A 21,870-nucleotide genomic window follows, 5' to 3' on the forward strand; every position below is an offset into this window, starting at 1 on the left:
CTGTCCGTCCAAAGTCCGAGCGCATCGGCAAAGGCAAAACCATCGCCGGCGTGGGCAGCGCGTTGGCCCGTCCGGATGCTGGCTTTCTTCGGCGGCGTGCCGGAGCAGTTGGTCTCCGACAATCTCCGGGCCGGGATCACCAAGGCCTGCTTCTTCGCGGACGCCATCCTCGACCGCCTGATACACAACGCACATCGGCTCCCACTCGACGGACCCTCCCTGCGAAAGACCAATGCGAACAGTGACGCGACGGCCGAAAGCTGATAGCGAAAATCCTACGCCTCAACGCGGCACACCACAGGTGGGCGGATAGCCCGGTACAGGTGGGCGGATGTCGTCGGAACAAGCGGGCGGATCATCCGGAATGGGCAGGTGGTTCTGTGCTCCTTCTTGCGCCGGTTGGCCGTGGTCCGGGCCGCATGAACCGGTTGTGATTGGACAGGGCCGGACGGTGCCGACATCCTGCATGGCATGTATCGCACGCTTGCCATCGTCGTTGCCGCTGTGCTGGCGGCTTTGCCTCCCGCCGAGGCGAGCGAGGTCGATGTCGAACTCGTCCTGATGGTCGACGTCTCGCGGTCGATGACCCAGCGCGAGCTGGAGATCCAGCGGCGCGGCTACGCAGCCGCGCTCCGGTCGGACGCCGTCCACCGCGCCGTGCGCTCCGGTCTGCTGGGCCGCATCGCACTGACCTATGTCGAATGGGCCGGCAGCCAGGAAATCGTCGTCGACTGGCACCTGATCGAGGATCGCGCCGATCTGGACGCCTTTGCCGGCCTTCTGACGAGCCGCTTCGATCCGGCCTTCCGGCGCACGTCGATCTCCGGCGCGCTGGCCTTCGGCGCCGAACTCATCGCTTCCAACGCCTTCAGCGCCCGCCGGCAGGTGATCGACGTCTCCGGCGACGGACCCAACAATTCGGGCCGTCCCGTCGCCCTTGCCCGTGACGCGGTTCTGGCGCAAGGCATCGTGATCAACGGTTTGCCGCTGATGACGCGCGAAGGCCTGGGCAGCCAATGGCATCTGGACGGTCTGGACATCTACTACCGGGCCTGCGTGATCAACGGTCCGGGCTCGTTCGTCATTCCGGTTCTGGACTGGGACGATTTCGAGGAAGCGGTGCGGCGCAAGCTGGTTCTGGAGATCGCCGGACGCGCAAGGCCGCAGGGCTGGACCGCGACGCCGGCCAGTGCACGCGATCCGCGCGATTGCATGATCGGCGAGAAGATGTGGCGCGACCGACAGCCGCTGTGGGGCGACCCGTGAGGACCGCCGCGTCGGGTGCGATCACGGCGGTCCTGAAAGGTCCGGCTCCGGCATCGACGTCTTGTCCCGAAGTCAATGCCGGACGACCGGGATCGTGGCGGCTCGTCAATCCTGCGGATAGGCGATGGCGGTGTCGATGAATTCGTTGGTGATGGCCGTCGCCGGGTCGAACGCCTCGATGTCATAGGCGGCCTTGACCAGTTCATAGTCGGCGGCGACGCGGTCCGCGTCCCATTGGCCGATCGCCAGCGTGTTGCCGGTGCCGGGCATGACACGGGACGCATACGTCAGTTCGCGCAGCGCGTCTTCCATCTTCATGCTGGCGGCCTCCGACAGCGCCGCCGCGCAGGGCTCGGGCGTGGTCAGGCAGAACGCGAAGGCGCGCTGGGTCACCTGCACCATGGCCTCGATCGCTTCGGGCTTTTCGGCAATCGCATCTTCGTTGGCGAAATAGGCCAGACCGTACGGATTGAGGCCCTCGTCGCGCAGCAGCGCATAGCCGAGATCGTCGCCGAAAATGTCCTCGTAGACGAAGTGCACCGAGTAGAAATGCGTGGTCGCATCGATCGCGCCGGCCTGCAGGGCCGCCACCTTCGCGGTCGGCTGCAGGTTCACCCATTCCACCGAACCGGGCTCGAGCCCGATCGCCCGGGCGATCGGCACCCACATCTGCCGGGCGGCGTCGAAGGCCGGCGCGCCGAGCTTGCGGCCGGCAAGGTCGGCGACCGTGTCGATGCCCGAGCTCTTCTTCCAGTAGATGCCGTAGGGCGAGTCGTTATAGGCGACGAAAACGCCGCTGATCGGGCTGCCATTGCCGATGAACTGCAGCGCGGTCGGCGTGTCGATGATCGCCATCTCGGACTGGCCGACGCTGAGCGACTGGGCGGCGGCACCCGAGCCGTTGCCCTGGGTGACGTCGAGGTCGACGCCGGCCTCCTCGTACCAGCCCTGCTGAAGGGCATAGTAGATCGGGGCGTGGTCGCCGCCCGCCTTCCAGTTGAGCATCAGGCTGAGGTCCTCGGCCGCCGAGGCCGACAGGGCGGTCGAAGCGAGGATGGCCGCGGCCAGCGCGGTCCCGGTCGAAATGTGCATGAAGGTTCCTCCCATGCTTGGTGCGCCCGGCCGGGTCAGTCCATGCCGAGCAGGTGGTAGATCTGCCGCGTGTATTCGCCGAATGAGTCGGTGGTCTTGACGTCGAGCGTTCGCGGCTCGGGCAGCTCGATGTCGAAATGGGCGGCCATGCGGGCCGGGCTGGGCGTCATCACCGCCACCTGCGAGCCCAGGAACACCGCTTCCTGAATGCCGTGGGTGACGAACAGGATGGTCTTGCGGCTTTCCTTCCAGATGCGCAGCAGTTCGAGATTCATGCGCTCGCGGGTGAGCGCGTCGAGCGCGCCGAAGGGTTCGTCCATCAGGATCAGGCGCGGATCGTGCACCAGCGCGCGGGCGATCGAGGCGCGCTGCTGCATGCCGCCGGAAAGCTGCTGCGGATAGGCATCGGCGAACTTGGTGATGCCGACCATCTCAAGGAGGTGACCGGCGCGTTCGCGGCTCTCGCGCATGGGCAGGCCGAGGATCTCGGCGGGCAGCAGCACATTGTCGATGATGGTGCGCCACTTGAGCAGCAGGGCCTTCTGGAAAACCATGCCGATATCGCGGCCGGGCGTGAACGGCGCGGCGTCATTGCCGATCCGTACCGTGCCGCCATCGGCGGTGTAGAGCTCCGCGAGGATGCTGAGCACGGTCGACTTGCCGCAGCCGGAGGGGCCGACGATGGAAACCAGCTCGCCTTCGCGGACGTCGAGCGTGACGTCCTGGACGGCGACGAATTCGGCGCCGCCAACGCGGAAGACCTTGCGCACGCTGTCGAGGCGGATGAAGGGGTCGGCGCTCATGTCTCGATCCCCTTGCGCGTGACGAAGACGTATTCGAGCAGCAGCACCAGCCCGTACAGCGCAACGCCGATGAAGGTGATCAGCACCAGCGCCATCATCATGGCCGAGGTGTTGAGCGCGTTCTGCTGGACGAGCAGGAAGTAGCCAAGGCCACGATCGGAGGCGATGAACTCGCCGACGATGGCGCCGGCAACGGCGAGCACGGCGGCCACCTTCATGCCCGAGAACAGATAGGGCAGCGAGCCGGGAAGCTGGATCTTGACGAAGATCTGCCAGCGATTGGCCTTGATGGCGCGAACCAGGTTGATCAGGTCCGGCTCGACCTCGATCAGCCCGCGATAGGTGGTCAGCACGATCGGGAAGAAGCAGATCGCAAAGGCGATGATCATGTTGGGCACGATGCCGTAGCTGAACCAGATGATGAACAGCGGCGCCATGGCGACCTTTGGCACCATGTTCAGCGTCACCAGAAGCGGCATCAGCGCGGCGTTGACCGCCGGTATCCACACGAACAGGACGGCGAGCGCCACGCCGACGATCACCGCCAGCGCATAGCCGCCGAAGATCTCGACGGTGGTGACCCAGAAGTGGGTGCTCCAGTTGTACGAACTCTCGCCGATCTCCATCAGCGTCGCCCAGGGCGAGGGCAGGATGTAGGCCGGAATGTCGGAGACCATGACCGCCATCTGCCATATCGCGACAAAGCCGATATGGGCGGCGACGGCATAGCCATAAGCGCGGAGCGATTTCATCGCCGCTTCCTCAGAACTCGCCCGAGCGGACTTCGAATTTCGACGGCTTGCCGTGCACCGGCTTGTCGTTCCTGACCCAGTCGGCGACCCAGCGGATCATCACGTCCATCGGCACGACCGGATTGCCGAACAGCCCGTTGGCGTGATCGCAGTTGACGAACAGGCAATGGTCGCTCTCGGCGCCCTCGAACACGGGTTCGACGCCGAGCGCCTCGCCGAAGCGATTGGCGAGATAGCGTACCGACGCGGTTTCCGGACCGCCGACGTTGATCGGGCTCGCCGGGCTCCGGCAATGGCGCAGCATGCGCAGGAATTGCGCATTGGCATCGCCCTGCCACATGATGTTGACGTGGCCGGTGGCAAGCGGAACGGGCTTGCCCGCCTTCACCCAGGAGGCGATCTCCTGCATGACGCCGTAGCGCGGGTCGATGGCGTAGACGAAGCGCATGATGCGGCCGGGCGTGCCGTACTTCTTGGAGAAGTGCTCGAAGGTGCGCTCGCGGCCGACGACCGAATTGGCGTACTCGCCGGGCCGGGCCAGCGGCAGGGTCGTTTCGGTGACGCCGCCATGCATCGGGTTCGACCAGGGATAGACGTGGATGGTCGAGAACGACACGATGCGGCTGTCGCGGAAGGCCTCGGCGGCGATCTGCGGGGCGATCGTGTTCATCGCCCACAGGAAGTCCTCGCGGCCGCGGAAGTCGAACTTCAGCCCGGCCATGTAGATGACGTTGGGCACCTTGGGCAGGGCGTTGACCGCCTCCCGGTCGAGCAGGTCGCAACGGATCGTCTCGATGCCCCAGGCGTTGAGCCGCTCCTCGATGCCCTCCTCGGAGAACCGGGAGACGCCGATGACGCGCTTGTCGGGCGCGGCCTTCTTGGCCATGCGCGCCAGCGTGACGCCGATCTTGCCGCCGACGCCTAAAATGATGATGTCGCCGTCGAGCGCGTTCAGGTCGTCGACCACGGCCTGCGTGGGCATGGACATGAAGTCTTCCAGATGCGCCACGTCGTCGAACGCCTCCGGAAAGGCGGCGGGCGTCAGGATCTGGTCGGTGTCGGGCATTGTCGCTCCTGCTTGTCGTCTTTCAGGCCACGAGCGCGCGGCTCTTGCCGGCATCGCTCAGCCAGCGCTCGAGATTGGCGCGCACGAAGGCGTCGTCGTTCATTTCCGGATATTGCCGATAGACGCGGTCGATCTGCTCGGCCTGTCCGTGGCTCATCACTTCGCCCGGATCAAGGCACCAGGTACCCTCGACCAGGCCCTGCCGGCGCAGCACTTCGAGGCAGCCGGGAATGCAGCCCCGAAGGTCGTTGAGCGCGTCGTAGATCGCCAGGTTGCAATCGGTGACGATGGAATCGAGCGCCAGCAGATCCTCGGGCATGGCCGCGCCGTCGGGCACGGCGTGGATGCGGTCGAGCAGGGCGACGGCCGGCTTCACCCATACGCTCCAATGGCCGAGCAGCCCGCCGCGGATGCGCGCGCGGACCTGCGAACGCCCGTCGGCGCTGCGCACGACGAAGGGCTGAAGGAGATCGAGCACGATGTGGTCGTCATTGCCGGTATAGAGCGTGACGCGGTCGCCGGCGCCCGCATCGTGCACGGCGCGCACGATCTCCAGCGTGCGGTAGCGGTCGAACGGCGCCATCTTGATGGCAAGGACGTTTTCGATCCGCGCAAAGCGCCGCCAGAAGTCATAGGACAGATGAAACCCGCCCACCTGCGGCAGCAGCGCAAAGCCGATCACCGGCATCTGGGCGGCAATGGTCCGGCAATGCTCGAGCACCTCCTCCTCGGAGGCGCCCTTGAGCTTGGCGAGGTTCACCAGCACCGCATGATAGCCGAGCGCGCGCGCAATGCGCGTTTCCGACAGGGCCTGTTCGGTGCGGCCGGTGACGCCGGCCACCAGCGCGCGCGGGCCGTCCGCCCAGTCGCGCACCGTATCGGCGGCAAGCGCGAGCACGGGCTCGTACAGGCCGACCTCGCGGATGGCGAACTGCGTTGTATGCACGCCCACGGCGACGCCGCCGGCGCCGGCATCCATGAAATAGCGCGTCAGGGCGCGCTGGCGCTGCCGGTCCAGCGTGCGCTTCGCATCGAGCGCCAGCGGATGGGCCGGCAGCACGGTTCCCTTGCGAAGAAGGGCAAGGGCCTGGTCCGGTATGTCGTCGATCATCATTGGCTGACCCGCCTTGGCTGTTCGTTGTCGCCGGTTCGCAAGTGCCGCGCGGCCATTTCGGGCAGCGGATCGGCGATGCGCACGGGCGGAAAATCCATCTGGTCGAGCACCTGCGTGCGCAGATCGATGCCCGGCGCGATCTCGACCAGTTCGAGGCCGTCCGCGGCGACGTTGAAGACGGCCCGTTCGGTAACGATCAAGGCCTGCTGGCCGCGCTCGCGCACCCCGTCGGCGGCCCTGTAGGTGATCGAGGCGGCCTTGCGCACGAATTTTCGCACCTTGCCCTCCTGCGCGATGACGAGCCGGCCGCCGATGACCTGTGCCTTCAGCCCGCCGGTGGTGAAAGTGCCGGCGAAGATCAGCCGCCGGGCGTTCTGGGCGATGTCGATGAAGCCGCCGGCGCCGGGATTGGCCTTGCCGAACCTGGAGACATTGACGATGCCGGCTTCGTCGAACTCGGCAAAGGACAGCGCGGTGAACGGGCACAGCCCGCCATCGATCGCGTCGAACTGGGTGACCCCGTCCATGATGGCATCGGGATTGATGTTGGCCGAGAACTGCCAGCCGGGCATGACGATGCCGCCATAGGCGCCGTGCTCGGTGGTGCCCGGATAGTCGGCGAGACGGCCGTCGTCGAACAGGCCCGTCTCGGCCATGACCAGCGGCACGTCGGTGGCCGCGCCAAAGCCGAAGATCGACAGTTCGCCCGGCCGCACCTCGGCGGCGATTCGGTTGGCGATGATGCGGTCGGCGGACATCGGCGGGGCGGAAAGCGCCGAGAGCGGCAGGCGCCGGCCGGAAAAATAGGCCGGCTCGTAGGGCACGCCCGTCGTCATCATCTGCTCGGGCTCGACCACGACCTGGTCGACATAGACGCCCGGCAGCCTGACCTCGTTGGCAGTGCGCGTTTCGGCGTCGACCACGCGGCGCACCTGCGCGATCACGCGGCCGCCGCTCGCCTTGGCGGCAAGGGCGAGCGCGATGTTGGCGGTGGTCAGCGGCTCGTCCTCCCAGCTCAGATTGCCGCGCGCATCGGCCGAGGCGGCGCGGAGGATCGCGACATCGATCGGCCAGGTCGGATAGTAGAGCAGTTCCTCGCCGTCGATCTCGATGACGCGGACGAGGTCGTCGCGGGCGCGTTCGGTGAACCTGCCGCCGCCATGGCGCGGGTCGACATAGGTGCCAAGGCCGACGCGGGTGATGTAGCCGGGGCTGTTGCGGGCGACCTCGCGCAGCCAGTGCATGGAGGCGCCGATCGGCCAGGAATAGGCCTCCACGCGGTTCTCGCCGATCAGCCGCATCAGCTCCGGGCGCCGGCCGGTCGCCGGGTCGACCGGGTTGATATAGGAGCCCGAAACGATGCGCTTCATCAATCCGGGCCGGGCGACGTGGTCCATGCCCTTGATGTCCATGGCATCGCCGGTCCCGCAGGGGAAATAAAAGGTCAGCTCGCGCGGCGCGCCGGTCTGCGCGAAGCGCTCGCCCAGCGCCTTGAGCACCGCATCGGGCGTCACCCAGCCGATCACGCCGGCCGAGGCGACGCTCTGCCCGCTTTCGATCGCCGCAACGGCGTCGCTGGCGCTGACGATCTTGCTCATGGCCGCCCCGCGAAACGGTCCAGCGTGGCGCGCGCCGCCGCGCCGCTGCAGTTTTCGGCAAACAGCCGGCCCGCCTCGGCGTCCAGGGTCTCGGCATCGGCGGCGATGGCGGTGGAGAAATAGCGCTTGGTGGCGGCAACGGCCTCGGCGGGCAGGGCGGCGAGCGCGGCCGCCAGGGAGCAGGCCTGCCCGAGCGCCTCGCCGTCCCCGGCAAGCAGGTCGGCCAGGCCGAGCCGGTGTGCCTCGGCGCCGTCGATCGACGTTGCGCCCCAGCAGATGGCGCGCGCGCGCACCGGACCGGTCCGCGCGGCGACCGGCTGCAGGCCCCAGGGCGGCAGCCAGCCATTTGCTACCTCGGGCATGGCCCATTTCGCCGTCCGGGCGGTGACGACGAGGTCGCAGGCCGCCGCCAGCGCCAGCCCGCCGCCGAGCGCATAGCCTTCCACGGCCGCCACGATCGGGAACGGCCGATGGGCGAAGCGACGCACCACGGCCGCCGTTTCGGCCTCGTGGGCGGCCATGGCCGCCACCGAAAGCCCGCCCAGTTCCTTAAGGTCGCTGCCGGCGCAGAAGGCCGGCGGTGCGCCGGTCAGCACGAGGGCGCGGCAGGCCTGGTCGGCGGCGCACTCATCGAGCGTGCGGTCCAGGGCGCGCATGGTCTGCCGGTCGAGCGCATTGCGCCGTTCGGGCCGGTTCAGGGTCAAGACCGCAAAGCCCTCGCGCGGTTCGACGATGATCGGGTTCCGGGTCGCGTCCATGTCAGTCGAGCCGTGCATCTTCGCGGTTGAGGATCAGGCGCAGGTCGCGGCCGGCGATCTGCCGTGGTGCAACCTTGTCGCGCACGGCGATCGTCGCCGCATGGCCGATGGCATGGCCGTAGCTGAAGCATTGCGCGGTCACGCGCGCCGAGGCGACCGCCTCGTGTTCGGCCGAAAGGCAGCGGCCGGCGGCAAGGATCTGCTCGCCGCGTGCCGGAACGAAGCAGCCATAGGGCACTTCATAGACATCGTTGAGCAGCCATTCGACCTTCGGCTTCTCGCCGGCATGCAGCTCGATCGGCCAGGGCGAGCGGGCGATGCCGTCGGCGGACTTGGTGCCGGCGACGACATCGGCATTGGCCAGCCGGCTGACGCCCGCGATCTGCCGTGTCTGGCGCACGCCGACCTGCACCGCCATGTCGTTGACGAAGGCGTTGGCGCATCCGGCAAGCCGGTCGCGGAAGAAGCGGGCATATTCGCGCGCCTGGCGGCGGCCCTCGATCTCGGCCTCGGCGAAGTCGCGCCAGGCGAGCGGGTTGAGTTCGCGCCCGTCGGCGCCGATGACGCGGGTGCAATTGCACAAGAGTTCGCCGGGCCGGGTTGTCGGAAACAGCCAGATCTTGGCGCGCGGCAGCGTGTAGGCGCCCGAGGCGTTGGCTTCGGCGATCTCATGGGAGACCGCCGGGGGCATGATCGTGTCGGCGCCGTAGGCGGCGAGGAAGGCCGGCACGTCGACCCCCATCAGGCGGAAGATCATGGTCGGGTTCTGCACCCGCCCATTGTCGCCGATGAAGCTGGGAAGCCCGGCCATGGCGACCATGTCGGCATCGCCCGATGCATCGACGGTGACCTGCGCACGCACTTCGAGCGGGCCTTGCTTGGTCCAGATCTCGGCGCCCTCGATACGCTCGCCGCCATCGGTGAGCGCGCGCGTCGCCACGGCGTGATAGATCACCCTCGCGCCGGTCTCGGCGAGCAGCGCATCGGCCGTCTCGCGCCAGACGATCGGATCGTGCACGCGGGTGAAGGTCTTGCCGTAGCGCACCGGCTCGGCCAGGCCGCCGCGCGCTTGAATCGCCTCGACGAATTGCTGGGCGAAGCCGAAAACCGCCTGCACCGGGCCGTTGCCGGGATGATCGGAGGCCTCATAAAGGCCGCAGACCGTGCCCGAATGGCCCGCCACGGCGCCGCCGCCGCAAAAGCCATGGCGCTCGACAAGGACCACCTGCAGCCCGTTGCGCGCGGCCACGGTGGCGGTGGCGACGCCGGCCGCCCCGCCGCCGATGACAAGCACGTCGGTTTCGATCCGCTCGGTGGCCCGCACATCGACTGGCTGCGCCACGCACTCCTCCCTGATCGTCTTCTGATATGTCAGTTGTCGCGACATTGCATATCTGTTGCCTTGGAGCCTGTCAATCGCTAATGCTGGTCGCGATGGACGAGGAACTGACGGATCGCATGGACGCGCATGCAAGGGAAGAAAAGCCGCCGGTTTCGGTTGCCGAACAGGCCTATGCCGAAATCCAGCGGATGATCGTCACCGGCGAATTGTCGGCCTATGAGCTCATTTCCGAGAACGATCTCGCCCGCCGCACCGGTTGCGGGCGCACCCCGGTGCGCGAGGCGCTGCAGCGGCTGCGCTTCGAGGGTTTCGTGGACATCCTGCCGCGGCGCGGCATCATGGTCACGCCGGTTGACATCACGCGCCAGCTCGACCTTCTGGAGACACGCCGGCCGCTCGAGGAGCTCATGGTCACGCTGGCCGCGTCACGGGCGTCCGAGAGCCAGCGCGGCCAGATGCGCGAGCTGGCCGACGAGCTGGAAGCGGCCATCGCCAATCGCGACCGCGACCGCTATCTCGCCATCAATCAGGCGATCCATGTCATCGAGGCCGAGGCGGCCCAGAACCGCTATCTGAAGAGCCAGATCGGCGTGCTGCACGCCTTGTCGCGGCGGTTCTGGTATTCGTCGATCGCCGACACGGACAGTTTCTCGCGCGCCGCCGTCCATCATGCGGCAACCTTGCGGGCCATCGCCGACGGCGACGAGGATCGCGCGCGCATGGCGTGCAGCCGGCTTCTGGAGTTGTTGCAGAACGTATCGCGCAAGGCGATCGAGGACCGGGTGCGCGGCGATGGCCGCTAGAGCCTGCTGACGCTCCGGCCGTGGCGCCAGGGGCTCAGCGCGCCTGCCTGGTCCGCGCGAAGGTGTCCTCGTCCCGCGCCTGGCTCCGGTGAAATCCGCCGCGCCCGGCAATCGCTCTGGCGCCCAGGGCATTGCCGGCGCGCAGGCATGCCTGCAGCGGTTCGCCGCCAAGCCAGGCGCTCAGGAAGCCGGCATTGAAGGCATCGCCCGCGCCGGTCGTGTCGACGGCATGGACCGGCTGGGCGGGCTCGGTCAGTTCCGTGCCGGCGGCGAGGACGGCGGCGCCATCGGCGCCCTTCTTGATCGCCGTCAGCGGCGCGCAACGGGCCGGAACGCCAAGATCGGCGAGCCGGCGCGCTTCGGCCTCGTTGGGCAGGAAGACGTCGACCCTTTCGATCAGCGCGGCGATGACCCGTGGCGGGGCGATGTCGTCGTCCCAGCTGCAATCGAGGGAGATCGTCGCGCCGGCCTGCCGCGCCATGGCGATGAGGTCGGGGCGCTCGACGAGCGTGGCCAGTTCGCCGACATGCAGATGGGCAACGCCGAGCCGCCCGAGATCGCCCGCGTCGATATCGGGCAGCGCCGGGCCGGAGCGCCGCGTCAGGAATGCCCGATCGCCATTGACCGCGATCGCCACGGTGAGCTGCGGGTCCATCTGGGCGCCCAGGGGGCGGCACAGCCCGATATCGAGTTCTGCATCACGCAGCTCTTCGGTGACGACATCGTGGAACGGCGCGCCGGGAATGTAGCTTGCCAGCGCCGTGCGGTGGCCGAGCGAGGCCAGGTGCGCCGCGGTGATGAAGGCGCCACCGCCGGCATGGATGCCGAAATCGCCGGCATAGACCTCCGTGCCGGTCGAAGGCAGGCGCGGCACGTCGGTGAAGATCAGGTCGCAATAGAGCCGGCCGACGCTGAGCACGGCCGGTTTCGGCGTCTTGGCGCTCATGCCAGCGCCTCTCCGGTCTCGGCGTCGAAGACATGCATGTTCTCGGTCAGCGCGCCCAGACGCACCGTCTCGCCGACCTCGGGCGGCGTGCGTCCGTCGGCCTTGGCGATGACCTCGCCCGACGCGGTGCCGACATAGATCAGCGTTTCGTGTCCGAGCGGCTCGCGCACGGTTACCTTGCCCTCGATGACCGGGTTGTCGTGGCCCGGGCCGAGATCCTCGGGCCGGACGCCGAGCGTGACCTTGCGCCCCTCGGGCAAGGGGCGGTCAAAGGCGAGCGTACCGCCGGTCTCGAGCGCGAGCGTGCCGCCGCCATTGACCGCGCCGGGGATCATGTTCATGGACGGCGCGCCGATGAACCGGGCGACAAAGGTGTTGGCCGGCTTGTGGTAGACCTCGGCCGGCGTTCCGACCTGCTGGATGTAGCCGTCCTTCATGATCACGATCCGATCGGCCATGGTCATTGCCTCGACCTGGTCGTGGGTGACGAAGACGATGGTCGAGCCGACCCGCTGGTGCAGCTTCTTGATCTCCAGACGCATCTGCGTGCGCAGCTGGGCGTCGAGGTTCGACAACGGTTCGTCGAACAGGAACACCGCCGGATCGCGCACCATGGCGCGGCCGATGGCGACACGCTGACGCTGGCCGCCGGAAAGCTGGCTGGGCTTGCGCGAGAGCAGATCGGACATGCCCAGAATCGTGGCCACTTCCTCGATGCGCTTTTCCTTTTCGGCGCGAGGCGCCTTCGAACTGCGCAGGCCGAAGCCGATATTCTTGCGCACCGTCATGTGCGGATAGATGGCGTAGTTCTGGAACACCATCGCGATGTCGCGGTCCTTGGGCTCGAGATTGTTGACCACGCGCCCGGCGATCTCGATCGTGCCCGAGGTGACCTCCTCGAGCCCGGCGATCAGGCGCAGCGTCGTCGACTTGCCGCAGCCGGACGGGCCGACAAAGACCACGAACTCGCCGTCGGCGACTTCCAGATCGATGCCATGCAGCACCTCCGTCCTGTCGAAGGTCTTGACGAGGTCGCGCAGGATCAGGTTGGCCACGGTGTCACGTCTCCAAAAGTTCGCCAAAGGCGGCGTCGAGCGTCTCGGCCGCGCCGGCGTGCCGGTCGTTGCGGCGGGCAAGATTGGCCGCGACCGAATAAGGATCGCCGCGGTAATGCACCAGCGCAGCATCGAGCGCTGCGGGCGCCGGCCCGCCCGGCCGGTCGCGCCGCGCGACGAAGGTCTCGGGCGCGACCGCCTCGGCGAAGGCAGCCCGCGTGAGCGCCGTTTGGCGCCCGGTCTGCTCGGCGAAGGCGGCCCGGAACGGCTCGTAGCCGGTGCCGAGCGGTTCGCCCACGGCGATCACGGCCCGCGCGGTCTTCGCCGCGATCTCGTGGGCCTGGCGGAAGGTCAGGCCCTCGGCGCGCACCAGCGTGTCGGCCAGTTCGGTGACGGTCACGCAGGCGGCGTCCATGTTGCGCCGCACGCGCGCGGTGTCGATGGCGCAGGCGGGCAGCGTGGCGGCGAGAAGATCGAGCATGCGCCCGCCGCTGTCAAAGGCGGCGTAGCCGGCCTGTTGCACCTCGCCCTCGCTGTCGTTCATGTCGGTGAAGGGCGTGTTGTGCACCGTGCTCACGATCGTGTCGCAGCGCCCGGCCGTCACGCTCGCCAGGTGCCGCATGTGCTCGATGGGCACCGGGTTGCGCTTTTGCGGCATGATCGAGGAGATCTGGACCAGGGCGTCGGGTACATGGAGCTGGCCGACCTCGAAGGCCGACCAGAACTGCATGTCCTGCACGAGGCGGCCCAGATGGATGAAGACGAGCCTGATCGCCGAATAGAGCCCGGTGAGATAGTCGACCGAGGCGATGCAGCCATAGGAATTCAATAGAGGGGCGTCAAAACCCAGAAGCTCGGCGACGCGCCGACGGTCGATGGCAAAGCTCGAGGTGGTGATCGCCGCCGCGCCCATCGGGCAATGTTCGAGATCGTCCATCGCCGCGTCGAGCCGTGCCGCGTCGCGCTGCAGCACCTCGATGGCGGCGGCGAGGTAATGGCCGAAGGTGGTGGGCTGGGCGGGCTGGCCGTGCGTGTAGGCAACGATCAGGGTGGCCTTTTCGGCCTCGGCCTTGTCGATCAGCCGGTCGGTCAGGCGCAGGATCCGGTCCATCAGCACGGCGGCGCGGCGGCGCAGCGCCATCTTGAACAGGGTGTGGTCCAGGTCGTTGCGCGACCGGGCGGTGTGGAGCGCGCCGCCCAGATCGCCCAGCCGCCGGCGCAGTTCGGCCTCGACGAGGAAGAAGTAGTCCTCGTGCTCTCCGGTATAGGTGAGCGAGGCGATGTCGGTCCCGGCCTCGATGTCGCGCAGCGCGCGTGCGATGGCGCGGGCATCGTCCCGCGACACGATACCGGTCTCGGCCAGCATGACCAGGTGGGCGCGGTTGATGGCGCCCATATCGGCGGCGTGGTGCCGCTTGACGCTCTCGAACAGCGGCGCCAGCACCGTGTCACGGTAGACCGGATCGGGGAAGACCGAGGTGTCGTTCATCCCTTCAGCCCCGCCATGACCACGCCGCGGATGATGAAACGCTGGAAGATGAGGAAGACGACCAGCGTCGGCAGGGTCGAGATCGCCGCGCCCGTCATGATCAGCTCCCAGGCGACGTCCGCCTCGTCGCCAAACGAGGACAGGCCCACCGGCAAAGTGTACATCTCGACCGAGTTGGTGACGATCAGCGGCCAGATGAACGCGGTCCAGTTGCCCAGGAAGACGAAGATCGCAAGCGCGGCCAGCGCCGGCTTGACCAGCGGCATGGCGACCGTCCACCAGATCTGCAATTCGTTGAGCCCGTCGATGCGCGCCGCCTCGATGAAGTCGTCAGGCACGGTCTCGAAGAACTGCTTCATCAGAAAGGTGCCGAAGGCGGTCATCAGGCCGGGGAACATGATCCCCCAATAGGTGTCGAGCCAGCCGAACTGCTGGCTCATCAGATACCACGGGATGACCAGCATCTCGGTGGGGATCATCAACGTCGACAGGATGGCGATGAAGACGATGTAGCGGCCCGGAAAGCGGAACTTGCACAGCGTGTAGCCGACCAGGCTGTCGAAGAGAACGTTGGAGACCGTGGTGATCACCGCGATGATGATCGAGTTGACGAACCACCAGTAAAAGCGCCCGTCCTCGAGCACATAGGTGTAATTGTCGATCGTCGGCTCGTCGGGGATGAGCTTGAGGTTGTAGACCTCGTGCGGCCATTTCAGCGAGGTCGAGATCATGTAGGCGATCGGCATGACCATCGCGATGCCGCCGGCGAAAAGAAGCGCCCAGCGGATGAACTGGCCCATATTGGCCGGCCGGCGCGGCGCCCGCACCTTGAGCAGGGTCTCCGATGTCGGGCGGATGTCCTCGGCGACGGCCATCAGCGGTCCCTCAGAATGCGCAGTTGCAACAGGCTCACGCCGAGCAGGACAAGAAACAGCACGACCGTCTGCGCGGCGGCATAGCCCATGTCGAAGGAGTTGAACGCGGTCTGGTAGATCATCAGCACGAGCGGCTTGGTGGAATTGAGCGGGCCGCCGGGATTGTTGGTGGTCATGTTGAAGACATGGTCGAAGATGCGCAGAAAGCCGATCGACGAGAACACGACCAGGAACACGATCGTCGGCTTGAGCAGCGGCAGCGTGATCTCCCACAGCACCGTCCATGTCGACACGCCGTCGATGCGCGCGGCCTCGTAATAGCTGCGCGGGATGGCGCGCAGGCCGGCCATGAAGATGATGATCTGGAAGCCGAGACCGGCCCAGACGGCGGGCGCCAGGATCGCCGGCAGCGCGTTCGTCGTCGAGTTGAGGAAATTGATCTGCGGGATGCCGATCGAGGCCAGGGCGTTGTTGAACAGCCCGATCGGCACCGGCTGGTAGAACCAGCGCCAGACCCAGGCCATCGCCACCGCCGATGTCATGAAGGGCAGGAAGTAGAGCATCCTGAGAAAGCCGTGCATGAAGCGCGTCTTGTCCAGGTGATAGGCAACGATGAAGGAGATCACCAGGCTGATCGGCGTGCCCAGGATCAGGTAGGCAAAGGTGTTGCGGAACACCTGCCAGAACACCGGGTCGGCGACCAGCTTGGCGTAATTGTCCAGACCCGCCCAGGTCCGGTCGCCCAGAAGGTTCCAGTCCTGGAAGCTGATCAGCACCGCATTGGCGGTCGGATAGAAGCGGATGACCGTGTAGAACACGACCGGCAGGGCGAGAAACGCCCAGGCCCAGACGATCTGCTTCTGGCGGATCGTGAGGTTGCGGTAGAGCTGCATCGTGTCACCCGAAAGGGGCGCCCCGACATGCGGGCCGGGGCGCTGGATGGGGTCTAGTTGTCGGCGTAGTACTCGTCGAGCAGCTTCTGCTCGGCCTCGGCGGCGATCGCCAGGCTTTCCGACGCGCTCATGTCCTGAAGGGTCATCCGCTCGACCATCTCCACCAGGATCTGCCGCTGCGCGCTCTCGTTGGCGAACTTGGTCGTGTTGGCATATTCGAGTCCGCGGATGAACGGGCCGAAGACCGGATCGTTGGCGTTGTCCTCGGTCATGCCGACCGAGGGCTTGGCCGGCAGCTCGCCCACCACGTCGAGCCAGATCTGCATCGCCTCGTCGGAGGTCACATACTCCATGAACTTGACCGCGGCGTCGTACTTCTCGCCCTCGGCCTTGGTGGTGATCGCGTTGACCCAGTAGGACGAATAGTTCGAGCGCATGCCCTCGGCGTTGGCCGGCAGCTCCGTGACGCCCCATTTCAGGCCGCGCGTATCCTCCAGCGAGCCGATGCGGAACGAACCATCGATATGCATGCCGGCGCGGCCGGCCTTGAAGGCGGCCTGCGGCTCGTCCATGAAGCCGAACGCGGTGGCGGGCGGGTCGCCATCGGCCATGCCGACATAGAAGTCCAGCGCCGCCTCGCCGGCGGGCGTGTTGTAGTTCACCGTCTGATAGTCGTCCAGATAGGGCTCGCCGCCGAACTGGCGCACCAGCACCTCACGCCACCAATGATGGTCCTGGGCGGTCATGCCGGCCGTCATGCCCACCTGGGTGACATTGCCCGCGCCGTCGACCTTGGTCATCGCCCGGGCGGCCTCGATCATCTCGTCGAGCGTCTCGGGCGGCTCGACGCCGGCCTCCTCGAGCAGGCGCTCATTGTAGAACAGCGCCAGCGAGCGCACGGCGGTGGGCAGGGCCCAGTACTGATCGCCCTCCTTCATCGCCTGCACCATAGGGAAGAACTCGGCATCGATCTCGTCGGCCGGGAAGGTGTCGGCCGGCAGCGGCTGGATCAGGTCGGCGGCGACATAGTCGTTGAGCCAGCCATAGAAGAGCTGGACGACGTCCGGGCCTTCGCCGGCCGGAATCGCGGCGGCGACCTTGGTCCGGTAGTCGGCATAGGGGAAGTGGGTCATCGTCACCGTGATGTCGGGATTCTCGGCCTGGAAATTGTCGATGAGCTGCTCCATCGCCTTCACGCGCGCATCGAAGAAATACTGCCAGTACTCGATCTCGACCGCGCTCGCCGTCGAGCCGATCAGCATGGCGGCGCTGGCGGTGGTGGCGAACGCCATCGTCTTCAATCTGTTCAATCGCATGGTGGTCTCCCTGTTTTCCTCGCCGGCTGCAGCCGGGCCCCGCACGGGCGGGCCGCAAGTCTACAAGCGTTAACTCAACCTTATTGAGCTTTCAAGGCAGTTGAGTTAATCGGAAGCGATGATCGCGATGTCCGACATCGTCGTCGGTGCCAATGCCGGCCGGTCGCGCAGCCACAACCGGCAGGTCGTGCTGGGCTGCGTGCGCGCGGCCGGGCAGATCGGGCGCGCCGAGATTGCCCGCGCCTCGGGCCTTTCGACCCAGGCGGTCTCCAATATCATCGCCGATCTTCTCGAGGACGGGCTGATCGCCGAGAAGGGCCGGCGCGCGGCCGGGCGCGGCCTGCCCGCCGTCCAGTACACGCTGGACCCAGCCGGCGGTTTTGCCGCCGGCATGGAGGTGCGGCCCGACGCGGTGTTCGCGGCGCTGCTCGATCTTTCGGGCGCGACGGTGGCCTCCGAGCGCCGGCCGCTGGGCGCAGCGGACCGGCAAAGCGTCACCGAGGTCGTGCTGTCGCTCAGGGACGCCATCCTCAGGCAGTCGCGCGCCCCCGAGGAGCGCCTGCTCGGCGCCGGGATCGTCATGCCCGGCCCGTTCGGCCGAACCGGCATCCGGGGCAGCGGTTCGGAACTGCCGATCTGGGACGACGTGGCGCCCGATCTGTGGTTTACCGAGGCGCTCGGCGTGCCCATGCGGGTGGAGAACGACGCCAATGCGGCGGCCATTGCCGAGCGCGTGTGCGGCGTCGCGCAGGGGCTTGAGACCTATGCCTTCATCTATTTCGGCAGCGGGCTGGGCCTGGGCGTCGTCCACAAGGGACGGCTGATGGCAGGCGCCTTCGGCAATGCCGGCGAGATCGGGCACATTCCGGTGCCGGCGGGCGGGCGAACGGTGAGCCTCGAAAGCGCGGTCAGCCGGCTTTCGGTGCAGCGCGCGCTGCGCGACGCCGGCATCGACGCGTCAAGCGTCGACGCGCTCGACCGGCTCTACGACAGTGGCGATCGGGCGCTTCTGGCCTGGCTCGATGCGGCGGTCGAACCGCTGTCGGCGGCGGTGACCATCGTCGAGAACCTGTACGACCCGCAGGCGGTGATCCTGGGCGGGGCGATGCCCGACAACATTCTCGACCATCTGATCGGCGCCGTGCGCCTGTCCGAGCGCTCGGTGTCCAATCGCGAGGGACGCACCGGGCCGCGGCTGCTGCGCGGCGCCTCGGGGCGCATGACGGCGACGCTGGGCGCCGCCGCGCTCGTCATCAACCAGTTCTTCACGCCCAAGATCGCCGTTCAGCCATAGGATCGCCCGATGCCCACCGCCGACCAGTCCCGCCTGATGGAGGAACGCGCCCGGCCGCGCGTCATGGAGCTTTGGCGGGCGCTGCGGCCGCTGACATCGGTGGTGCGCTTCATGCAGTCGGGCGCCCATCCGGACGACGAGGATTCGGGGATGCTGGCCGCCCTCGCGTTCCGCAACGGGATCAACCTGTCCTATGCCTGCTCGACGCGCGGCGAGGGCGGCCAGAACGACATCGGCACGGAAGCGGGCGCGGATCTGGGCGCGCTGCGCACGCGCGAGATGGAGCGGGCCTGCGACGTGCTCGGCATGCGCCTATACTGGCACTCGGAAGGCGCGGACGATCCGATCACCGATTTCGGTTTCTCCAAGAGCGGTGTCGAGACGCTCGGGCGATGGGGCCATGCGCGCACGCTGGCGCGATTTGTCGAGATCATCCGCACCGACCGGCCCGACATCTTGTGCCCGACCTTCCTGGACGTGCCGGGCCAGCACGGCCATCACCGGGCGATGACACAGGCCGCGCACGAGGTCATGGCGGCGGCGGCCGATCCGTCCTTTGCTTCGAATCTGCCGCCCTGGCAGGTTGCCAAGCTCTACCTGCCGGCCTGGTCGGGCGCGGGCCAGGCCTATGACGATGACGAGCCGCCTCCGCCGGCCACGCTGACCGTGCGCGGCGACGGCATCGACCCGGTGAGCGGCTGGAACTGGGACCGGATCGGGCAGATGTCGCGCGCCTTCCACCGCACGCAGGGCATGGGCCGCTGGGTGCCGCCGGGGCAGGGCCGCGACTGGCCACTGCATCTGGCCGAGAGCCATCTGCCGGGGCCGGACACGGCCGTCTGGTCGGGCCTGCCGCGCACGATCGGCGATCTCGCCGATGTGCCGGGCGCCGGACCGGTGGCCGACGAATTGCGGCTGGCGCACGCAGCCATCACGGCGGCGGTGGCGGCCTATCCGGATTTCGCCGCCGTCGCCGAGGCGGCCCTCGCCGCCATGACCGCGATCGGGCGCGCGAAGGCGCAATGCCCCGACGATGCGGTCGCGGCCATCGGCCACCGGCTCGCGGCCAAGCAAGACCAGCTCGGCCATGTGATCGCGCTGGCGCTGGGGGTGGAGGCGCGGGCGCGCGTGGCGGACGTTTTCCTGGTGCCGGGCCAGAGAACGGCGCTGACGGTCGAAAGCGGCCGCGGCGCCGCCGAGGACGTCGATATCGACTTCGACCTGCCTTCGGGATGGACGGCCGGCGACGAACTGGCGGTCGCCGCGGATGCGGCGCCGAGCGAGCCCTATCGGGCGCGCTACGATCCCGCCGCGCCGCCGGCGCCCGCCTTGGCCGTGACCATCCGGGCACATGGCCACAATCTGACACGGCGCGCGCCGTTCGAGGCCGAGCCGGTGGTCCTGCCCGGCCGCTCGGTTTCGGTGTCGCCCGAAGCGGTGGTCGTGAACCGTTGGCGGCCGATGACCGAGCGGGTCGTCGCGCTGCGCGACATGCGTCCGCAGGGCGCCAAGGTGCGGCTCGACCTGCCCGAGGATTGGCATGCCGCGGCATCCGGCGACGGCTTCGCCGTGACGCTTCCCCCCGATGTCGGCGAAGGGCTTTACCGCATGCCCGTCCTCGTGGACGGCGAACCGGCTTGGACCGTCCGCCGGATCGTGCATCCCCACGTCGGGCCGACGGCGCGGGCGCGGCCCGCCGAGGTCGCCGTGCGCGTGCTCGACGTTCAGCTGCCCGGGGTCCGCGTCGGCTATGCCGGGGCGGGCAATGACCGGGTCGACCACTGGCTCGCCGCGATGGGCGCCGATGTGGACGCGTTGACCGACGACGATCTGGGCAGCGACGCCGCGCTCGCCCGCTTCGACACCATCGTGATCGGCATCTTCGCGATGCGCTTCCGGCCCGGGCTTGTGGACGCCGTGCCGCGCCTTCACCGATGGACCGAGGCCGGCGGCACGCTCGTCACGCTCTATCATCGCCCCTGGGACAATTGGGACCCGGACCGCGTGCCGCCGCGTCGGCTGGAAATCGGCCAGCCATCGCTGCGCTGGCGGGTGACCGACGAGCGGGCGCAGGTGCGCCACCTTGTCGAGCACCCATTGCTGACGACACCCAACCGGATCGGCCCCGATGACTGGGCGGGCTGGGTCAAGGAGCGCGGGCTCTATTTCGCCAGGAGCTGGGACGACGCCTACACGCCGCTCCTCGAAATGGCCGACCCGGACGAACCGCCGCACCGGGGTGCGCTGCTGGTCGCCGATATCGGCTCGGGGCGGCATGTGCATACCTCGCTCATCGTGCACCACCAGATGGAAAAGCTGGTACCCGGCGCCTTCCGCCTCATGGCGAACCTGATCGCACGCCGCGCATGAGTGCGGATGCCGCGCGCGACAATCTGCGGGGCGGCGCCTGGCTGATCGCCGACATGTCGCTGAACATCTGGGCGCTGTCGATCGTCAAATGGCTCGGCGCGGGCTATCCGTCGACGCAGGTGGTCTTCATCCGGGCGCTGGTCGGCTTCATCCTGATCGCCCCGCTGATCTGGCGGGGGCGCGACACGTTCCGGGCGCTCACCGATCTGAAGATCCACCTGTTGCGTGTCGTCCTGCTGGTCATCACGCTGTCGGCGAGCTTCTTCGCCATTGCCCGGGTGCCGCTGGCTCTGTTCACCGCGATCGGCTTCACGCGGCCGCTGGTCACCATGATCATGGCGGCGCTGCTGCTCGGCGAGGTCATCGGCGCCCGCCGCTGGATCGCCGCCGGCGTCGCGCTGGTCGGCGTGCTGATCGCGGTCAATCCGGGCGCGGTGGCGTGGAGCTGGGGACTGGCGGCGCTGTTCGTCGTCGTCCTGTCGGGATCGGGCGCGGTCATCGCGACGCGACGGCTGCGCGAAACGCCGCCCATCGTCATGATGGCCTTCTACACCGCCGGGTTGACGGTGTTTTCGGCGCCGCTCGCCGTGCCGGCCTGGCAGCCGGTCGAGCCGGGCCATGTCGTCCCGCTGCTGCTGGTGGGCGCCTTTGCGCAGGCCGCGCAGCTTTGTTTCCTGCGCGCGCATTATTACGGGTCGGCCGGGTTCCTGTCGGTGCTCGGCTATCTCAGCCTGATCGTCTCGGTGAGCGTCGGCTATGTCGTGTTCGACGAAATCCCCGGTCCGACCTTCGCCATCGGCGCGATGCTGGTCGTGGCATCGGCGCTGTGGGTGACGGTCGATCCGCGCACGATCCGCATCCGGGTGTGACAATGCGGCCGGCCGCGGGAAACCGGCCGGGCGACCATCGCAAGGCCAGCCCGCCCGCCGAAGGCTGCGCGCGCGTCCCGGCGCAAGGCGAAAAACGATCATCGCCATGGAGCTTTTTGCGCCTTGCCGCGTTACCCTCTCAGCGAGGGAATGAAGACGGCAACCATTC

The 21,870-nt window shown here is 67.8% G+C and carries 20 protein-coding genes; 6 read left to right on the top strand and 14 right to left on the bottom strand.

The features are described from left to right. The first annotated feature begins 75 nt into the window (after positions 1-75). Together RBB34_RS15095 and RBB34_RS15100 are read left to right on the top strand one after the other, a co-directional pair. Positions 76-264 (top strand): hypothetical protein, encoded by a 189-nt coding sequence (locus tag RBB34_RS15095; RefSeq protein ID WP_306120065.1) that lies wholly within the window; start codon positions 76-78, stop codon positions 262-264. Positions 265-471: 207 nt separating this feature from the next. After that, positions 472-1,266, top strand: a complete 795-nt coding sequence (locus tag RBB34_RS15100; protein WP_306120066.1) for a DUF1194 domain-containing protein — start codon at positions 472-474, stop codon at positions 1,264-1,266. 105 nt (positions 1,267-1,371) lie between these two features. Here RBB34_RS15100 and RBB34_RS15105 read toward each other — a convergent pair whose 3' ends face one another. The 8 genes from RBB34_RS15105 to RBB34_RS15140 are packed head-to-tail and all read right to left on the bottom strand — an operon-like array spanning position 1,372 to position 9,791. Then, on the bottom strand, positions 1,372-2,358 hold the full coding sequence (locus RBB34_RS15105) for an ABC transporter substrate-binding protein (RefSeq protein WP_306120067.1): 987 nt from the start codon (positions 2,356-2,358) through the stop codon (positions 1,372-1,374). 35 nt (positions 2,359-2,393) lie between these two features. Beyond that, entirely contained in the window at positions 2,394-3,161 is a 768-nt protein-coding gene (locus RBB34_RS15110) for an ABC transporter ATP-binding protein (protein ID WP_306120068.1), read from the bottom strand. Then, complete coding sequence (locus tag RBB34_RS15115; RefSeq protein ID WP_306120069.1) at positions 3,158-3,913, bottom strand: ABC transporter permease; 756 nt, start codon at positions 3,911-3,913, stop codon at positions 3,158-3,160. The genes RBB34_RS15110 and RBB34_RS15115 overlap by 4 nt, the downstream gene beginning before the upstream one ends. A 10-nt stretch (positions 3,914-3,923) precedes the next feature. Next, a complete protein-coding gene (locus tag RBB34_RS15120) occupies positions 3,924-4,979 on the bottom strand; it encodes an NAD(P)-dependent oxidoreductase (protein ID WP_306120070.1) in 1,056 nt (351 codons plus the stop codon). A 22-nt stretch (positions 4,980-5,001) separates the two neighbouring features. Continuing rightward, on the bottom strand, positions 5,002-6,093 hold the full coding sequence (locus RBB34_RS15125; RefSeq protein WP_306120071.1) for a dihydrodipicolinate synthase family protein: 1,092 nt from the start codon (positions 6,091-6,093) through the stop codon (positions 5,002-5,004). Further along, positions 6,090-7,691: a CoA-transferase gene (locus tag RBB34_RS15130; RefSeq protein ID WP_306120072.1), complete on the bottom strand. Its 1,602-nt coding sequence runs from the start codon at positions 7,689-7,691 to the stop codon at positions 6,090-6,092. Before RBB34_RS15130 ends, RBB34_RS15125 begins: the two co-directional genes overlap by 4 nt. Continuing rightward, positions 7,688-8,449, bottom strand: a complete 762-nt coding sequence (locus tag RBB34_RS15135) for an enoyl-CoA hydratase/isomerase family protein (RefSeq protein ID WP_306120073.1) — start codon at positions 8,447-8,449, stop codon at positions 7,688-7,690. Before RBB34_RS15135 ends, RBB34_RS15130 begins: the two co-directional genes overlap by 4 nt. Before the next feature lies 1 nt (position 8,450). Further along, complete coding sequence (locus RBB34_RS15140; RefSeq protein WP_306120074.1) at positions 8,451-9,791, bottom strand: FAD-dependent oxidoreductase; 1,341 nt, start codon at positions 9,789-9,791, stop codon at positions 8,451-8,453. Positions 9,792-9,871: 80 nt separating this feature from the next. Between RBB34_RS15140 and RBB34_RS15145 the strand changes: the two genes are divergently transcribed. Next, entirely contained in the window at positions 9,872-10,594 is a 723-nt protein-coding gene (locus RBB34_RS15145) for a GntR family transcriptional regulator (protein WP_306120075.1), read from the top strand. A 34-nt stretch (positions 10,595-10,628) separates the two neighbouring features. On the opposite strand, the gene RBB34_RS15150 is transcribed toward RBB34_RS15145, so the two are convergent. The 6 genes from RBB34_RS15150 to RBB34_RS15175 are packed head-to-tail and all read right to left on the bottom strand — an operon-like array spanning position 10,629 to position 17,168. Further along, positions 10,629-11,540 (bottom strand): PfkB family carbohydrate kinase, encoded by a 912-nt coding sequence (locus RBB34_RS15150; RefSeq protein WP_306120076.1) that lies wholly within the window; start codon positions 11,538-11,540, stop codon positions 10,629-10,631. Next, positions 11,537-12,595 (bottom strand): sn-glycerol-3-phosphate ABC transporter ATP-binding protein UgpC, encoded by a 1,059-nt coding sequence (ugpC, locus tag RBB34_RS15155; protein ID WP_306120077.1) that lies wholly within the window; start codon positions 12,593-12,595, stop codon positions 11,537-11,539. The genes RBB34_RS15150 and ugpC overlap by 4 nt, the downstream gene beginning before the upstream one ends. 4 nt (positions 12,596-12,599) lie before the next feature. Next, positions 12,600-14,084, bottom strand: coding sequence for an argininosuccinate lyase (gene argH, locus RBB34_RS15160; protein ID WP_306120078.1), 1,485 nt, complete (start codon positions 14,082-14,084; stop codon positions 12,600-12,602). Continuing rightward, a complete protein-coding gene (locus RBB34_RS15165) occupies positions 14,081-14,959 on the bottom strand; it encodes a carbohydrate ABC transporter permease (protein WP_306120079.1) in 879 nt (292 codons plus the stop codon). Before RBB34_RS15165 ends, argH begins: the two co-directional genes overlap by 4 nt. After that, on the bottom strand, positions 14,959-15,852 hold the full coding sequence (locus tag RBB34_RS15170; protein ID WP_306120080.1) for a sugar ABC transporter permease: 894 nt from the start codon (positions 15,850-15,852) through the stop codon (positions 14,959-14,961). Before RBB34_RS15170 ends, RBB34_RS15165 begins: the two co-directional genes overlap by 1 nt. 53 nt (positions 15,853-15,905) lie before the next feature. Continuing rightward, positions 15,906-17,168: an extracellular solute-binding protein gene (locus RBB34_RS15175; protein ID WP_306120081.1), complete on the bottom strand. Its 1,263-nt coding sequence runs from the start codon at positions 17,166-17,168 to the stop codon at positions 15,906-15,908. Between the two features lie 127 nt (positions 17,169-17,295). Between RBB34_RS15175 and RBB34_RS15180 the strand changes: the two genes are divergently transcribed. From RBB34_RS15180 to RBB34_RS15190, 3 genes are read left to right on the top strand one after another with little or no spacing between them, the layout of a single operon-like run. Continuing rightward, positions 17,296-18,462 (top strand): ROK family transcriptional regulator, encoded by a 1,167-nt coding sequence (locus RBB34_RS15180; protein ID WP_306120082.1) that lies wholly within the window; start codon positions 17,296-17,298, stop codon positions 18,460-18,462. Between the two features lie 9 nt (positions 18,463-18,471). Next, positions 18,472-20,832, top strand: a complete 2,361-nt coding sequence (locus RBB34_RS15185) for a PIG-L family deacetylase (protein WP_306120083.1) — start codon at positions 18,472-18,474, stop codon at positions 20,830-20,832. Further along, entirely contained in the window at positions 20,829-21,701 is an 873-nt protein-coding gene (locus RBB34_RS15190; RefSeq protein WP_306120084.1) for a DMT family transporter, read from the top strand. Before RBB34_RS15185 ends, RBB34_RS15190 begins: the two co-directional genes overlap by 4 nt. Positions 21,702-21,870: the final 169 nt, after the last annotated feature.

This window comes from Roseitalea sp. MMSF_3546, assembly GCF_030732865.1.
In the GTDB taxonomy this organism is placed as follows: Bacteria; Pseudomonadota; Alphaproteobacteria; order Rhizobiales; family Rhizobiaceae; genus Roseitalea.

Coding starts and splice junctions, on each gene's coding strand:
- RBB34_RS15135 (WP_306120073.1), bottom strand. CDS start 8,449: ATGGACGCGACCCGGAACCCGATCATCGTCGAACCGCGCGAGGGCTTT.
- RBB34_RS15095 (WP_306120065.1), top strand. CDS start 76: ATGCTGGCTTTCTTCGGCGGCGTGCCGGAGCAGTTGGTCTCCGACAAT.
- RBB34_RS15165 (WP_306120079.1), bottom strand. CDS start 14,959: ATGGCCGTCGCCGAGGACATCCGCCCGACATCGGAGACCCTGCTCAAG.
- RBB34_RS15190 (WP_306120084.1), top strand. CDS start 20,829: ATGAGTGCGGATGCCGCGCGCGACAATCTGCGGGGCGGCGCCTGGCTG.
- RBB34_RS15130 (WP_306120072.1), bottom strand. CDS start 7,691: ATGAGCAAGATCGTCAGCGCCAGCGACGCCGTTGCGGCGATCGAAAGC.
- RBB34_RS15110 (WP_306120068.1), bottom strand. CDS start 3,161: ATGAGCGCCGACCCCTTCATCCGCCTCGACAGCGTGCGCAAGGTCTTC.
- argH (WP_306120078.1), bottom strand. CDS start 14,084: ATGAACGACACCTCGGTCTTCCCCGATCCGGTCTACCGTGACACGGTG.
- RBB34_RS15175 (WP_306120081.1), bottom strand. CDS start 17,168: ATGCGATTGAACAGATTGAAGACGATGGCGTTCGCCACCACCGCCAGC.
- RBB34_RS15180 (WP_306120082.1), top strand. CDS start 17,296: ATGTCCGACATCGTCGTCGGTGCCAATGCCGGCCGGTCGCGCAGCCAC.
- RBB34_RS15150 (WP_306120076.1), bottom strand. CDS start 11,540: ATGAGCGCCAAGACGCCGAAACCGGCCGTGCTCAGCGTCGGCCGGCTC.
- RBB34_RS15145 (WP_306120075.1), top strand. CDS start 9,872: ATGCTGGTCGCGATGGACGAGGAACTGACGGATCGCATGGACGCGCAT.
- RBB34_RS15115 (WP_306120069.1), bottom strand. CDS start 3,913: ATGAAATCGCTCCGCGCTTATGGCTATGCCGTCGCCGCCCATATCGGC.
- RBB34_RS15105 (WP_306120067.1), bottom strand. CDS start 2,358: ATGCACATTTCGACCGGGACCGCGCTGGCCGCGGCCATCCTCGCTTCG.
- RBB34_RS15125 (WP_306120071.1), bottom strand. CDS start 6,093: ATGATGATCGACGACATACCGGACCAGGCCCTTGCCCTTCTTCGCAAG.
- RBB34_RS15120 (WP_306120070.1), bottom strand. CDS start 4,979: ATGCCCGACACCGACCAGATCCTGACGCCCGCCGCCTTTCCGGAGGCG.
- RBB34_RS15170 (WP_306120080.1), bottom strand. CDS start 15,852: ATGCAGCTCTACCGCAACCTCACGATCCGCCAGAAGCAGATCGTCTGG.
- RBB34_RS15100 (WP_306120066.1), top strand. CDS start 472: ATGTATCGCACGCTTGCCATCGTCGTTGCCGCTGTGCTGGCGGCTTTG.
- RBB34_RS15185 (WP_306120083.1), top strand. CDS start 18,472: ATGCCCACCGCCGACCAGTCCCGCCTGATGGAGGAACGCGCCCGGCCG.